Genomic DNA, 14,516 nt, shown 5'->3' with positions numbered 1-14,516 from the left:
TGTTTTACGGCGCGACGTTCTGATAATTAGCTGATCTGCAAGACCCGAGCCATGGCCTGGTCGTCGTCTTTGGCGGTGTTCATCATCTTGACGTGCAACTCGAACTGCTTGGCCAGGGCCAGCACCGAGGTCATTTCTTCCACGGCATTGACGTTGCTCGACTCGAGGAAACCCGAGACCAGTTTGACGTTGGCGTCGGCTTGCGCCGGCTGGCCGTCCTTGGTGTAAATCGAACCGTCGAGACCTTTGTTCATGTTCTTGATGTCCGGGTTGACCAGCTTGATGCGGTCGACTTCGGCCATCACGCGCGGGCCTTCACCCATGGCGCGGATGCTGATGGTGCCGTCTTCACCGACTTCGACCTGCTGCTCGGGCGGCACAGCGATCGGGCCGCCGTTACCGATTACCGGCATGCCGTTGCCGGCGCGCAATACGCCGAGGGCGTCGATGTTCAGGCTGCCGGTGCGCACGTAGCTTTCACCGCCACCGGGGTTCTGCACGGCGATGAAACCGTTGCCGGATACCGCGACGTCGAGTTCACGACCGGTCTGCACCAGCGAGCCCGGGGTGAAATCGGTGGCGGGACGCTCGCTCATGGCAAACGCGCGCGCCGGAAAGCTGTCACCAAACACCGGCATCGACCGCGCCTGTTCGAGGTCGCGCTGAAAGCCGTTGGTGGAGATGTTCGCCAGGTTGTTGGCATGCGCCCGCTGCGCCAGTGCGTTCTGGCTGGCGCCGGTCATTGCCACATAAAGGTACTTGTCCACTGTGTTTCCTCTGCATGCCGGACGTTTGCCGCCCACCGCTGTACTGCTCAGCCATAAGCAATTTGCAGACCAACTTTTTATTGGCGGACGAAGGCCCGGTAAACAAGGGACTTGAGGGGGATAGAGGGGGAATCTGAAATGTGCAGAAGACGAAAAACCGGCGGTGTCATGCCGCTTCGCGGCAATCCCTGATTACGAGTGAAATCAGTCCCTGTGGCGAGGGAGCTTGCTCCCGCTCGGCTGCGAAGCAGTCGTAAACCCGGTGAGTGCGGTGTGCCTGACTCACCCGGCTGAATGGATTTTGGGCTGCTACGCAACCCAGCGGGAGCAAGCTCCCTCGCCACAAGGTTATTCGGCCGCGTCTTTGCCCACCTCATACTCACGCAGCTTGTTGGCAATCGTGGTGTGCGAAACACCCAGCCGCTTGCCCAGTTGTCGACTGCTCGGGTGCTCGGAATACAACCGTTCCAGTACCGCTTTCTCGAAGCGCCCGACGATCTCGTCGAGATTTCCGTCGAGGGAAAAATCGCCAAGCGGCTGACGCACGCCGTAATCCGGCAGGCGGATATGTTCGGCCTTGACCTTACCGCCGTCGCACAACGAAACCGCCTGGAACAGCACGTTCTCCAGTTGCCGCACGTTGCCCGGCCAGTGGTAATGGCTGAGACGTTCCATCGCCGCCGGGGCGAGTTTCGGCAGCGGGCAGCCGATCTGCCGACTGGCCTGATCGAGGAAGTGCTCGACCAGCGGCGTCAAACCGTCGAGGCATTCGCGCAGCGGCGGGATGTGCAGCGACAGCACATTCAAGCGGTGGTAGAGATCCTGGCGAAACTCGCCGCGTGCGCACAGTTCGGACAAATCCACCTGCGTCGCGCAGATCACCCGCACGTCGAGATAGACCTCTTCATCGCTGCCGACACGGCGGAAGCAACCGTCCTGGAGAAAGCGCAACAGCTTGACCTGCAAACGCGGGCTCATCTCGCCAACGCCATCGAGAAACAGCGTGCCGCCAGCGGTCAACTCCAGCAGGCCGAGCTTGCCTTCGGCCCGCGCACCTTCGAAGGCGCCTGGGCCGTAGCCGAACAGTTCGGTCTCGGCCATCGACTCCGGCAACCCGGCGCAGTTGAGCGCCATCAACGGCGATTGCCCACGCGGACTCGCGAGGTGGCAGGCGCGCGCGAGCAGTTCCTTGCCGGTGCCGGTTTCGCCTTCTATTAATAGCGGCGCATCCAGCGGCGCCATGCGTCGCGCTTCGCGGACCACGGCGGCCATGACTTTCGAGCTCTGGAAGATACTGTCGAAGCCCCGCAGTTCCTGTTTGCGCACATTGTAGATGCGCTCGCCGACGCGATCGGCGCGGTGCAGGGTCAGCACCGCGCCGGCCATGGCCTCGCTGTCGTCGTGCTCCGATTGCAGCGGCGCGATGTCGGCAAGAAAGATGTCGCCCTTGACCTTGACCCGCATGCCGTTGATCCGCGACTTGTTGGCGCGCACCAGTTCCGGCAGGTCGAAATCCTCGGCATAACGTGACAGCGGAATCCCCGGCACTTCATCGACGCGCACCCCGAGCAATTGCGCTGCCGCGCGGTTGGCCGCAACGATCGAGCCGCCCATGTCGATCGACAACACCGGAAACTCCAGCGCGCCGAGCAACGCATTCAATTCCATATGCCGGCGTTCGCTGGGCATCAGCCCGACACGCTTGACCCCGAACACTCCACCAATCGCCTCGAACTTCGGCCGCAGCGCCTGGAACTGGATGTTGATCAGGTTCGGACAGTGCAGATAGATCGCATTGCCATGCTCACCACCCACCTCACCGCGGGCAACGTTGATTCCGTACGCCACCAGCAGATTGAGAATGTCGCGCAGGATGCCGATGCGGTTCTGGCAGTGGACTTTGATGCGCATAAAAAAAGGCCCGGTTGAACGAAGAGAAACCTGTAGGAGTGAGCCTGCTCGCGATAGCGGTCTATCAAGTTCATATTCATCGACTGACACACCGCTATCGCGAGCAGGCTCACTCCTACAGGGGAACGGCGCCCGATTTTCTGTCGAGGCACGCAGATAGTTGTCAAGATTATGTGACAGCCCCTGCCCTTTTCAAACCCACCAATCGCCGTAAATGCGCTCTAGCCGACAAACCGTAACGATAACTTTACGAAACAAGCAGAATTTTCCTACGCACCTGCGGGTCAACATGCTGCACGCCATCACACTCTCGGGTATTCCTGTAGCTATCGCTGGACATAACAAAAACCAGATTCCCCTAGCAGGAGAGCAGCATGAAGCAGACGCAATACGTGGCTCGCGAGCCCGATGCGCAAGGTTTTATCGACTACCCCGCCGAAGAACATGCGGTGTGGAACACGCTGATCACTCGCCAGTTGAAGGTGATTGAAGGTCGTGCGTGCCAGGAATACCTGGACGGTATCGAAAAACTCGGTCTGCCCCACGACCGCATTCCGCAACTGGCCGAGATCAACAAAGTCCTTGGCGAGACCACAGGCTGGCAGGTCGCCCGGGTGCCGGCGCTGATTCCTTTCCAGACTTTTTTCGAATTGCTCGCCAGCAAGCAATTCCCCGTCGCTACCTTCATCCGTACCCGCGAAGAACTCGACTATCTGCAGGAGCCGGACATCTTTCACGAGATCTTTGGCCACTGCCCGCTGCTGACCAACCCGTATTTCGCGGAATTCACCCACACCTACGGCAAGCTCGGTCTGCAGGCGACCAAGGAAGAGCGCGTGTACCTGGCGCGATTGTACTGGATGACCATCGAATTCGGTCTGGTCGACACCCCGCAGGGCAAGCGCATTTACGGTGGCGGGATTCTGTCCTCGCCGAAAGAAAGCGTTTACTGCTTGTCGGACGAGCCTGAGCATCAGTTGTTCGATCCGCTGGAAGCCATGCGCACGCCGTATCGCATCGACATCCTGCAACCGCTGTACTTCGTCTTGCCGAATCTCAAGCGCCTGTTCGATGTCGCCCATGAAGACATCATGGCCATGGTTCGCCAGGGCATGCAGTTGGGCTTGCACGCGCCAAAATTTCCGCCGAAACCGAAAGCCGCCTGAACCCCGACTTTTGCTGACAATTGCGTCTGTGCGTCGCCGCCGCTTTGCTTTAGCGTGACGGCAATGACGGCACATGCGCTTTAATAAAAAACACACTCGATTTCAGGAATACACCATGTCGACTCTGAACCAAGCCCACTGCGAAGCCTGCCGCGCCGATGCGCCACAAGTCAGCGATGAAGAACTGCCGATCCTGATCAAGCAGATCCCTGACTGGAACATCGAAGTACGCGACGGCATCATGCAGTTGGAGAAGGTTTTCCTGTTCAAGAACTTCAAACATGCGCTGGCCTTCACCAACGCCGTGGGCGAGATTTCCGAGGCCGAAGGTCACCACCCGGGCCTCCTGACCGAATGGGGCAAAGTCACCGTGACCTGGTGGAGCCATTCGATCAAAGGCCTGCACCGCAACGACTTCATCATGGCTGCGCGCACTGACGAAGTGGCGAAGACCGCAGAAGGACGCAAGTAATGCACTTCGACGCCATCGGCCGGGTCCCCGGCGACCCGATCCTCGGTTTGATGGAGGCTTATGCGCAGGATGCCAATCCGCGCAAATTCGACCTCGGCGTTGGTGTCTACAAGGATGCCCAGGGTCTGACGCCGATCCCGGAAGCGGTGAAGATCGCCGAAGCGCGGCTGGTCGAAAGCCAGGACACCAAGACCTACATCGGTGGCCACGGCAACCCGCTGTTCGACAAGGTCATCAATGAGCTGGTACTGGGTGCCGACTCGCGGTTGATCGCCGAACAACGCGCCGGCGCCACCCAGACCCCGGGCGGCACCGGAGCCCTGCGTCTGGCTGCCGACTTCATCGCGCAATGCCTGCCGGGCAAAGGTGTGTGGTTGAGCAACCCGACCTGGCCGATCCACGAAACGATTTTCGCCGCAGCCAAGGTCAAGGTCAGCCACTACCCGTACGTCGGTAGCGACAACCGCCTCGACGTCGAAGCGATGCTCGCCGTGCTCAGGGAAGTGCCGAAGGGCGACGTGGTGCTGCTGCATGCCTGCTGCCACAATCCGACCGGTTTCGACCTGAACCATGACGACTGGAAGCGCGTGCTTGAAGTGGTGCGCAGCCGCGATCTGCTGCCGCTGATCGACTTCGCTTATCAGGGTTTTGGTGATGGCCTCGAACAGGACGCTTGGTCGACCCGGCTGTTCGCGTCACAGGTGCCGGAGCTGTTGATCACCAGTTCCTGCTCGAAGAACTTCGGCCTGTACCGCGACCGCACCGGTGCGCTGATCGTCTGCGCCAACAACGCCGACAAGCTCACCGACATCCGCAGCCAACTGGCCAACATCGCCCGCAATCTGTGGTCGACGCCGCCGGATCACGGCGCGGCAGTGGTCGCGACCATCCTTGCCGATCCAGAGCTGAAAGCGCGCTGGGCCGATGAAGTGGAAGCCATGCGTCTGCGGATCGCGCAGCTGCGCAGCGGTCTGGTCGAAGCGCTGGAACCGCACGGTTTGCGCGAGCGTTTCGCGCACATTGGCGTGCAACGCGGGATGTTCTCCTACACCGGCCTGTCGCCGGAACAGGTGCAGCACCTGCGCGAACGGCACAGCGTGTACATGGTCAGCTCCGGCCGGGCCAACGTCGCCGGCATCGACGCCACCCGCCTCACCTCGCTGGCCGACGCCATCGCCGACGCCTGCAAATAGTTACTGCAACACAAAACCCTGTGGGAGCGAGCCTGCTCGCGAAAGCGGCGTGTCATTCAACGAAAATGTTGCCTGACACACTGCCTTCGCGAGCAGGCTCGCTCCCACATTTGTTTTGTGGTGACCTTTGGGGGTTGCCCTCCCCTGCGGCCATCTGTCGCATTAATTTGAATTAAAAGTCTGATTGTCATTTTTCCTGCTGTATCCTGCGCAGGCTTTGTAAAGCGCGGAGCACCTGATCTATCAACAGACTTAGCGAGGAGCGCAACCATGCACGAGATTCCCAATCTCCCCTTCCCGAGCCTGCACGTACCTGAGCAGACGACCCCGCAACACGCCGGCGCTGAAAAGCCCGAGCCGCAAGAAGCCGCTGACAGCCGCAAAGCCGACAGCGAAGAGTAAGACCCGCCGTACAGACCGTGTGGAAAGCGCTAACATGCGCTTTCCACACTGCCTGAAACCCGAGCCCGCCATGACCGACGAATTCTCCGAAAGCCAAGCTGCCGTACTGATCGGCGCCACCGAGAAAATGATCGAGATCTGGAATCGCCTCTCGCCCGAGAAGCAAGCTGCCCTGCTCGAACGTTTCGGCAGCGAAGAGAACGCCCTCGCCGCCCTCGTCACCACGCAACTGGTCGCCCCGGCAAAATCCTGAAAGCGCCGCCCGGCAAATAGTTTTACTTTTCCCCGCCCCTGAACGGTTCACGCCGGTATCATGAGCAGCCTATCCAATCTGCTGCTCCCGTGGATCGTTACCCATGTCGTCTATATCCGAGCCCCAGCGCCCGCTGGCGGTTACGCTGCAAGTGGTTTCCATCGTCCTCTTCACCTTCATCGGTTACCTGAACATCGGCATCCCGCTCGCCGTGTTGCCGGGTTACGTTCACAGTGACCTCGGTTTCGGCGCGGTGATCGCCGGGCTGGTGATCAGCGTGCAATACCTCGCCACCCTGCTCAGCCGTCCGTATGCCGGCAAGATCATCGACAATCAGGGCAGCAAGCGCGCGGTAATGATTGGCCTCGCGGGTTGTGGCGTGAGCGGTGTGTTCATGCTGATTTCCGCATGGACACCGAACCTGCCGCTGCTCAGCCTGATCAGCCTGTTGATCGGCCGCCTGGTACTGGGCAGCGCCGAGAGTCTGGTCGGTTCCGGTTCGATTGGCTGGGGCATCGGTCGCGTCGGCGCGGCGAATACCGCGAAAGTGATTTCCTGGAACGGCATCGCCAGTTACGGCGCTCTGGCGATCGGCGCGCCATTCGGCGTGTGGCTGGTGAGCCGCCTGGGTTTGTGGAGCATGGGCGTGAGCATCATCCTCCTCGCCTTGCTCGGTCTGGCGCTGGCATGGCCGAAGACCGCGGCGCCGATTGTCGCTGGTGAGCGTTTGCCGTTCATGCATGTGCTGGGCAAAGTCTTCCCTCACGGCTGCGGACTGGCGCTGGGCTCGATCGGCTTCGGCACCATCGCCACGTTCATCACCCTGTACTACGCGACCCAGCATTGGGATAACGCGGTGCTGTGCCTGAGCCTGTTCGGCGCCAGCTTCATCGGCGCGCGGCTGCTGTTCGGCAACCTGATCAACCGCCTCGGCGGTTTCCGCGTGGCGATCGCCTGCCTGTCGGTGGAAACGTTGGGGTTGTTGCTGCTCTGGATCGCGCCGGATGCGCACTGGGCCCTGGCCGGTGCGGCGCTCAGCGGCTTTGGTTTTTCGCTGGTGTTCCCGGCGTTGGGCGTCGAAGCAGTGAATCTGGTGCCGGCCTCCAGCCGTGGTGCGGCGGTCGGTGCCTATTCACTGTTCATTGATTTGTCGCTGGGGATCACCGGGCCATTGGCCGGGGCGATTGCCGCCGGGTTCGGCTTTGCTTCGATCTTCCTGTTTGCCGCATTCGCGGCGCTGAGCGGACTTGGCTTGAGTGTCTATCTGTACAAGCACACGGCGAAATACCGCGAGGCTTAAAAATCCACTTTGCCGCGTCCGGCCTTGATGCTGCCGCGCTTGGTTTTCGACTCCAGCCGACGCTTCTTCGAACCGAGGGTCGGCTTGGTCGGGCGGCGTTTCTTTTCGACTTTGGTGGCGCTGAGAATCAGCTCGACCAGCCGCTCCAGCGCATCGGCGCGATTGGCTTCCTGGGTGCGATATTGCTGCGCCTTGATGATCAGCACGCCGTCGCTGGTGATGCGACTGTCGCGCAGTGCGAGCAGGCGTTCCTTGTAGAACTCCGGCAAGGACGAATTGGGAATGTCGAAGCGCAGGTGCATGGCGCTGGAAACCTTGTTGACGTTCTGCCCACCGGCGCCTTGCGCGCGGATGGCGGTCAACTCGATCTCGGCATCCGGCAGATGCACATTGTTGGAAATCACCAGCATGGAAAAGCGTCCGTAATCAGAGCGTGCAGGATAACCTGAAAATCATCGCAATCCTGCTGGAGACCCCCTGTAGGAGTGAGCCTGCTCGCGATAGCGGGGTGTCAGTCGACAAATATGTTCCTGACATTCCGCTATCGCGAGCAGGCTCACTCCTACAGGGGTTTTGCATGAACCCTGGAAACAACAAACCCGGCACTCTGGCCGGGTTTGTCGTTACTGCATGCGCTGTTATTTCGCCGTTGCAGCCACCACCGGCTGCACACTGCGCTTGTTCTTGATCAGGTAGCAGACCCACATGAACACCACCCACACCGGAATCGCGTACACCGAGATCTGAATCCCCGGGATCAGCAGCATCACGCCGAGGATGAACACCACGAACGCCAGGCAGACGAAGTTGCCGTACGGGTACCACAGCGCCTTGAACAGCGGCGTCTGTTTGCTCTGGTTCATGTGCTGACGGAATTTGACGTGGGAGTAGCTGATCATCGCCCAGTTGATCACCAGCGTTGCAACCACCAGCGACATCAGCAGTTCCAGCGCGTGCTGCGGGATCAGGTAGTTGAGCAGCACCGCAACCAGGGTCACTGCCGCCGAAGCCAGAATCGAACGCACCGGCACGCCGCGCTTGTCGATCTTCGCCAGCGCTTTCGGCGCATCGCCCTGCTCGGCCATGCCCAGCAGCATGCGGCTGTTGCAGTAGGTGCCGCTGTTGTACACCGACAACGCGGCGGTGAGCACGACGAAGTTGAGGATGTGCGCAGCGGTGTCGCTGCCGAGCATCGAGAACACCTGCACGAACGGGCTGCCGCTGTACGAATCGCCGGACGCGTTAAGGGTTGCCAGCAGGCTGTCCCATGGGGTCAGCGACAGCAGGATCACCAGTGCGCCGATGTAGAAAATCAGGATGCGGTAGATCACCTGGTTGATCGCTTTCGGGATCACGGTTTTCGGCTTGTCGGCTTCAGCCGCGGTAAAACCGAGCATTTCCAGACCACCGAAGGAGAACATGATGATCGCCATGGCCATGACCAGACCGCTCACCCCGTTGGGGAAGAAACCGCCGTGGGACCACAGGTTGCTCACCGAGGCCTGCGGGCCGCCGTGGCCGCTGACCAGCAGGTAGCTGCCAAGGGCGATCATGCCGACAATGGCCACAACCTTGATGATCGCGAACCAGAACTCGGCTTCACCGAAGACTTTGACGTTGGCCAGGTTGATCGCGTTGATCAGTACGAAAAACGCCGCAGCGGAGACCCAGGTCGGGATATCCGGCGCCCAGTAATGGATGTATTTGCCAACCGCTGTCAGCTCGGACATGCCCACCAGAATGTACAGAATCCAGCAGTTCCAGCCCGAGAGGAAGCCGGCGAAACCGCCCCAGTATTTGTGCGCGAAGTGGCTGAAGGAACCGGCCACCGGCTCTTCGACGATCATCTCGCCGAGTTGGCGCATGATCATGAAGGCGATGAAGCCGCAGATGGCGTAGCCGAGGATCATCGACGGGCCGGCGGATTTCAGTACCCCGGCAGAACCAAGGAACAATCCGGTACCGATCGCGCCACCGAGGGCGATCAGTTGAATATGGCGATTTTTCAGGCCGCGCTTAAGCTCGCCTGATTGCGAGGGTTGTCCACTCATGAAAAAGGTCTCACGCAAGGTTTGATGATGTTCAGTAGACGTTGCTGCAAGGTTGCGATTTCAGGCAGCCCCGATCAAACCCCAGCGCAGGCACCAGGAGTTCAGCTCATTTACAACGGTCATGCGTCACCTGTTTGTTTTTATCTGTGACGAAATCGAACCCGGCACGCTTGTGGCGCGGCGGAGTGAACAAGGCGGGTAGCCTCGAGATTTTTGCGATTACGCAGAGGGTCACAGTTAAAACGCGGCGCATTGTACACCGCTAACCCCCTGCTGCCAGACCCGCCTGATCAGCGTGTCGGTTGCCGGAATTGCGTGTGTCCGTCTCGACAGTCCCGAGCGGCTGCAAAATATGAGTCAGGCCTTTGCGGGCCATCGACGGGGACGAGGAGAAAACCGTCCCACGGGGAGAAGTGGAAATCAGTCGCGGCGTTCATTGCGCCTCCTTCTTGTTATTGGCCTGCACGACAGGCATGCCGCGCATCACACCTCGCCTGAACAACGGAAACAAGCGCCCCAGAGCCTCGCGCAGCACCACATCGAACGGCGTACGGAAGCTTTTCCTTACAACCGCACGCAACGCGTGAAAGCACCGTATAGATCGCACCGAACCGTCAGCTTTTCTTTACAACCCGTAACGTAAATTTTCCGAATCAGAAATTTCTGAAGGATGTCTGCGTCTTGACGGTAGCTAGCTTGCTATCGGCCGGTGTTCGACGGACGATTCGTGTTCCAGCCTCCGCATGAGCCCTGTAGGAGCTGACGAGTGAGCGCACCGCATATGAGAGCCAGAAAAAAAACGCCAACCCTGAGGTTGGCGTTTTTTCTTCAGCTTGCAGCTTGCAGCTAGAAACTCACAGCTGCCTTATTCCGGCTTCTTGCGTCCGAAACCCGGGCGCTGGCCCGAGCCGGCCGGTGCGCCGCGGCGCTTGCCCGATGGCTTGTCGCCGTCGACCAGTTTGATCCCCGGACGCTTCGGCGCCGGTTTGGCCGGGCGCTTGTTGGTGGTGTCGGCCGGGCGATCCGCTACTGGCGTACCGCGACCGGCAGGAGCGCCGCGTTCGCCACGCTCAGTACGGCCAATGGCTGGACGCGGTGCGCGCTCGCCGTCTCGGGCAACCGGTTTGCGACCTGGACGCTCGCCTTCGATCTGCGGCTCGCGGCCCGGGCGTGGCCCGGTCGGTGCGCCAGCGGCTGGGCGCAGGGTGCGCACGCGCTCGGTCTTGGCCATTGGTCGCGACGATTTGCGCTGCATGCGCTCGAGCTTGTCCTTGCTCTTGGCGTTCAGCTGCGGCATTGCTACCGGCGTCAGGCCGACTTCGGCGCTGAGCACGTCAACTTCGTACTGGCTCATTTCGCGCCAGCGGCCCATCGGCAGGTCGGAGTTGAGGAACACCGGACCGAAACGCACGCGCTTCAAACGGCTGACCACCAGACCCTGCGATTCCCACAGACGCCGAACCTCGCGGTTACGCCCTTCCATGACCACGCAGTGGTACCAGTGGTTGAAGCCCTCACCGCCCGGGGCCTGTTGAATGTCGGTGAAACGCGCCGGACCGTCTTCGAGCACCACGCCAGCTTTCAGGCGTTCGATCATCTCGTCGTCGACTTCACCGCGTACACGCACAGCGTACTCACGGTCCATCTCGTAGGACGGGTGCATCAGACGGTTGGCCAGCTCACCGTCGGTGGTGAACATCAGCAGACCGGTAGTGTTGATGTCGAGACGGCCGATGTTGATCCAGCGCCCCTCTTTCGGGCGCGGCAGCTTGTCGAACACGGTTGGACGGCCTTCCGGGTCGTCACGGGTGCAGATCTCGCCGTCGGGCTTGTTGTACATGATCACGCGGCGTACCGATTCGGCGGCCTCTTCGCGCTTGATCACCTTGCCATCGATGGTGATGGCGTCGTGCATGTCGACACGCAGGCCAAGGGTGGCGTCTTTGCCATTGACCTTGATCCGGCCCTGGCTGATCCAGGCTTCGACGTCACGGCGCGAGCCGACGCCGATACGGGCGAGGACCTTCTGCAGCTTTTCGCCTGCTGGGCCGATTTCCTGGTCGTCTTTCTGATTGATGTCACTCATCTGGGCACCTCCCGGTGTGGTCTGTTCAGGCGACGCCTGAAGCATTGAAATCTCGGTATTCGGCCGAAGGGATCGGCGAAGGGTCGCGAATCATACGCGGATGTGCGCCGTCGCGCATCAGAGACTAGCTGATCGATTGCCAGTTATTTCTTTTTCCGCCGACCGGCACCGCCGAGTTTGATCAGGCGCAGCGCGGCTTCGGCCAGCACAGTGCGCTTGTCGTCCTTGTCGAGCTTTTTCCAGGCCTTGATCTCGCGCTTGCTGCGGCCACAGCCGAGGCAGATGTCGTCGCTGAATTTGCAGAGGCTGATGCAGGGGTCTTTGGTTGAACTCATCGAGGTCTCCGGAAAAACACGAATCCATTGTAGGAGTGAGCCTGCTCGCGATAGCGGTGGGTCAGTCGACATCATCTTGTCAGTTACACCGCTATCGCGAGCAGGCTCACTCCTACAGGGAATGGCGGTGTTCCGGGAATCGGGTCAATCGTCGAATTCGCGCCGTTCGGCTTCGATCGCTTCGGCCAGGGCGCGGGCTTCGGCTTCTTCTTCGCTGAGTTCGGGTTCCGGCTGCTGGAGAGCGGCGACAGCGGCCAGAAGTTTCTCGCGGGCCTCGGCGACACCGAGAATGTCGTCTTCCGGTTCGGCGTCAGGCGCGGTCTCAAGTTCCACTTCAATCGCGTGTTCGATGATCTCAGGCTCGGGCACCGGCGCTTCGCCATCCGCCGCATCGCGCAGCAAATCGTCGAAGTCGGTCTTGATCCCCTCTTCCATGCTGTCCAGTTCCAGCAGCAGGGAATGGAAACTGGTTTCTTCCTTTGCCTCCTCGGGCTCGGCGCTGGCGTCGGCCAGTTCCTGCAGACTCTGCGGCACCGGCGCGTCGTCGAAATCGAGCACCGGCTCGGCTTCCATTTCGCGCAGTTCGGCCAGCGGCGGCAGGTCCTCGAGGTTTTTCAGGTTGAAGTGATCGAGAAACGCCTTGGTCGTGGCGAACATCGCCGGTTTGCCCGGCACGTCGCGATAGCCGACGACGCGGATCCACTCACGCTCAAGCAAGGTCTTGACGATGTTGCTGTTGACCGCGACGCCACGCACGTCTTCGATTTCGCCACGGGTGATCGGTTGGCGATAGGCGATCAGCGCAATGGTTTCCAGCAAAGCACGGGAATAGCGCTGTGGGCGCTCTTCCCACAGCCGGCCGACCCACGGCGAAAACTTCTCGCGGATCTGCAAGCGATAGCCCGACGAGACTTCCTTGAGCTCAAACGCTCGGCCCTCGCAGGACTTGCCGAGCAGGGTCAGGGCTTTCTTGAAGACCGCCGGCTCCGGCCGCTCGCCTTCTTCAAACAGTTCAAACAAGCGCTCAAGGGATTGCGGCTTTCCCGAGGCCAACAGAAAGGCTTCAAGCAGGGGCGCCAGCTCGCGGGGTTCAGTCAGGTTCATGTAGGGACTCGTTATTCGGCTCGGGCTCGCACGTGGATCGCGGCGAACGGCTCATTCTGCACCAGCTCGACCAAGGATTCCTTGACCAGTTCAAGGACCGCCATAAAGGTCACCACCACACCCAGGCGACCTTCTTCAGCGGTGAACAGCTCGACAAACGGCACGAAGCCGCCGCCTTTGAGCCGGTCCAGCACATCGCTCATGCGCTCGCGGGTGGACAGCGCCTCGCGGCTGACCTGGTGGCTTTCGAACATGTCGCCACGGCGCAGCACTTCGGCCATGCACATCAGGATTTCTTCCAGCGCCACGTCCGGCAGCAGTTTACGCGCCCGTGCTTCCGGGGCATCGAGCTTGGGCACGATCACATCGCGACCGACCCGGCTCAGGCCATCGATACCTTCAGCGGCAGCCTTGAAGCGTTCGTATTCCTGCAAGCGGCGGATCAGTTCGGCGCGCGGGTCGTCTTCTTCGTCTTCGACGGTTTCCGCGCGCGGCAGGAGCATGCGCGACTTGATCTCGGCGAGCATCGCCGCCATCACCAGATACTCGGCGGCCAGCTCCAGACGCACCGACTGCATCAACTCGACATAGCCCATGTACTGGCGGGTGATTTCCGCCACCGGGATGTCGAGGATGTTGATGTTCTGTTTGCGGATCAGGTACAGCAGCAGGTCGAGCGGGCCTTCGAAGGCTTCAAGAAAGACTTCCAGCGCATCCGGCGGGATGTACAGGTCCAGCGGCATTTCCATGACTGCCTGGCCATAGACCATGGCAAATGGCAGTTCCTGCTGGGCGCCAGCCTGGGGATCGACCACGGTTTCCACTGCGGACATTCAGGCCTCGACCATGAACGGCGTCGGATCGCCGCAACCGACGCGGACCACTTGCGGGTCATCGCCGGTCAGGTCAATCACCGTCGACGCCTTGATGCCGCCGAAACCGCCGTCGATGATCAGATCGACCTGATGCTCAAGCAACTGGCGCATTTCGTACGGATCGCTCAGTGGGTCTTCGTCGCCGGGCATGATCAGCGTCACGCTCATCAGCGGCTCGCCGAGTTCGGCCAGCAGCGCCAGCGCAATCGGATGGCTGGGCACGCGCAGGCCAATGGTGCGTTTCTTCGGATGCAGCAACAGGCGCGGTACTTCGCGGGTAGCGTTGAGAATAAAAGTGTAAGGCCCCGGCAGATGCGCCTTGAGAATGCGGAAGGTGCCGGTGTCGATCTTGGCGTAGTTGCCCAGTTGCGACAGGTCGCTGCAGATCAGCGCGAAGTTGTGCTTTTCATCGAGCTGGCGCAGACGTCGCACACGCTCGATGGCGGTCTTGTCGCCGATCTGGCAACCGATGGCGTAGGACGAGTCCGTGGGATAAATCACCACCCCGCCCTTGCGGATGATCTCGACCGCCTGTTTGATCAGGCGCGCTTGCGGGTTTTCCGGATGTATCTGGAAAAATTGACTCACATTCTCTACCTGT

15 protein-coding genes are annotated in these 14,516 nt (G+C 60.7%); 6 read left to right on the top strand and 9 right to left on the bottom strand.

Annotated elements, in window-relative coordinates:
- Positions 1 to 26: 26 nt before the first annotated feature.
- On the bottom strand, positions 27 to 767 hold the full coding sequence (locus tag LIS66_RS07295) for a flagellar basal body rod protein FlgF (protein ID WP_042607504.1): 741 nt from the start codon (positions 765 to 767) through the stop codon (positions 27 to 29).
- Positions 768 to 1,115: 348 nt separating this feature from the next.
- Positions 1,116 to 2,678 carry a sigma-54-dependent phenylalanine hydroxylase transcriptional regulator PhhR gene (locus LIS66_RS07290; protein ID WP_042607503.1) on the bottom strand — a complete coding sequence of 521 codons (1,563 nt, stop codon included), beginning with the start codon at positions 2,676 to 2,678 and terminating at the stop codon, positions 1,116 to 1,118.
- Between the two features lie 374 nt (positions 2,679 to 3,052).
- Here LIS66_RS07290 and phhA point away from each other — a divergent pair, with 374 nt between their 5' ends.
- The 6 genes from phhA (at position 3,053) to LIS66_RS07265 (ending at position 7,464) form a co-directional block, all read left to right on the top strand.
- Entirely contained in the window at positions 3,053 to 3,844 is a 792-nt protein-coding gene (phhA, locus tag LIS66_RS07285) for a phenylalanine 4-monooxygenase (RefSeq protein WP_042607502.1), read from the top strand.
- Between the two features lie 115 nt (positions 3,845 to 3,959).
- Positions 3,960 to 4,316 carry a 4a-hydroxytetrahydrobiopterin dehydratase gene (locus LIS66_RS07280; RefSeq protein WP_016771115.1) on the top strand — a complete coding sequence of 119 codons (357 nt, stop codon included), beginning with the start codon at positions 3,960 to 3,962 and terminating at the stop codon, positions 4,314 to 4,316.
- Positions 4,316 to 5,509, top strand: a complete 1,194-nt coding sequence (locus LIS66_RS07275) for an amino acid aminotransferase (protein ID WP_227973902.1) — start codon at positions 4,316 to 4,318, stop codon at positions 5,507 to 5,509. The genes LIS66_RS07280 and LIS66_RS07275 overlap by 1 nt, the downstream gene beginning before the upstream one ends.
- A gap of 270 nt (positions 5,510 to 5,779) precedes the next feature.
- On the top strand, positions 5,780 to 5,911 hold the full coding sequence (locus LIS66_RS27695; RefSeq protein ID WP_016771117.1) for a hypothetical protein: 132 nt from the start codon (positions 5,780 to 5,782) through the stop codon (positions 5,909 to 5,911).
- Positions 5,912 to 5,981: 70 nt separating this feature from the next.
- Positions 5,982 to 6,164, top strand: coding sequence for a hypothetical protein (locus LIS66_RS07270; protein ID WP_039761215.1), 183 nt, complete (start codon positions 5,982 to 5,984; stop codon positions 6,162 to 6,164).
- A 112-nt stretch (positions 6,165 to 6,276) separates the two neighbouring features.
- Positions 6,277 to 7,464, top strand: coding sequence for an MFS transporter (locus tag LIS66_RS07265; protein WP_042607636.1), 1,188 nt, complete (start codon positions 6,277 to 6,279; stop codon positions 7,462 to 7,464).
- Here LIS66_RS07265 and arfB read toward each other — a convergent pair.
- From arfB to LIS66_RS07230, 7 genes are all read right to left on the bottom strand, one after another.
- Positions 7,461 to 7,874 (bottom strand): alternative ribosome rescue aminoacyl-tRNA hydrolase ArfB, encoded by a 414-nt coding sequence (arfB, locus tag LIS66_RS07260; RefSeq protein ID WP_016771119.1) that lies wholly within the window; start codon positions 7,872 to 7,874, stop codon positions 7,461 to 7,463. The two genes, LIS66_RS07265 and arfB, sit on opposite strands and share 4 nt — an antisense overlap.
- Positions 7,875 to 8,102: 228 nt before the next feature.
- Positions 8,103 to 9,515, bottom strand: a complete 1,413-nt coding sequence (locus tag LIS66_RS07255; protein WP_042607500.1) for an amino acid permease — start codon at positions 9,513 to 9,515, stop codon at positions 8,103 to 8,105.
- 865 nt (positions 9,516 to 10,380) lie between these two features.
- Positions 10,381 to 11,601: a 23S rRNA pseudouridine(2605) synthase RluB gene (rluB, locus tag LIS66_RS07250; RefSeq protein WP_227973901.1), complete on the bottom strand. Its 1,221-nt coding sequence runs from the start codon at positions 11,599 to 11,601 to the stop codon at positions 10,381 to 10,383.
- Between the two features lie 143 nt (positions 11,602 to 11,744).
- Complete coding sequence (locus tag LIS66_RS07245) at positions 11,745 to 11,936, bottom strand: DUF1289 domain-containing protein (protein ID WP_016771121.1); 192 nt, start codon at positions 11,934 to 11,936, stop codon at positions 11,745 to 11,747.
- Positions 11,937 to 12,080: 144 nt separating this feature from the next.
- Positions 12,081 to 13,040 (bottom strand): SMC-Scp complex subunit ScpB, encoded by a 960-nt coding sequence (gene scpB / locus LIS66_RS07240; protein WP_227973900.1) that lies wholly within the window; start codon positions 13,038 to 13,040, stop codon positions 12,081 to 12,083.
- Positions 13,041 to 13,051: 11 nt separating this feature from the next.
- On the bottom strand, positions 13,052 to 13,750 hold the full coding sequence (locus LIS66_RS07235) for a segregation and condensation protein A (RefSeq protein ID WP_227974490.1): 699 nt from the start codon (positions 13,748 to 13,750) through the stop codon (positions 13,052 to 13,054).
- Positions 13,751 to 13,873: 123 nt separating this feature from the next.
- Complete coding sequence (locus tag LIS66_RS07230; protein ID WP_227973899.1) at positions 13,874 to 14,503, bottom strand: L-threonylcarbamoyladenylate synthase; 630 nt, start codon at positions 14,501 to 14,503, stop codon at positions 13,874 to 13,876.
- Between the last annotated feature and the right edge of the window lie 13 nt (positions 14,504 to 14,516).

This window comes from Pseudomonas sp. HN2 (genome assembly GCF_020736465.1).
In the GTDB taxonomy this organism is placed as follows: Bacteria; Pseudomonadota; Gammaproteobacteria; order Pseudomonadales; family Pseudomonadaceae; genus Aquipseudomonas; species Aquipseudomonas moraviensis_A.
Note: the sequence above shows the minus strand (reverse complement) of the source record. Positions and strands in the feature narration are given on the sequence as shown.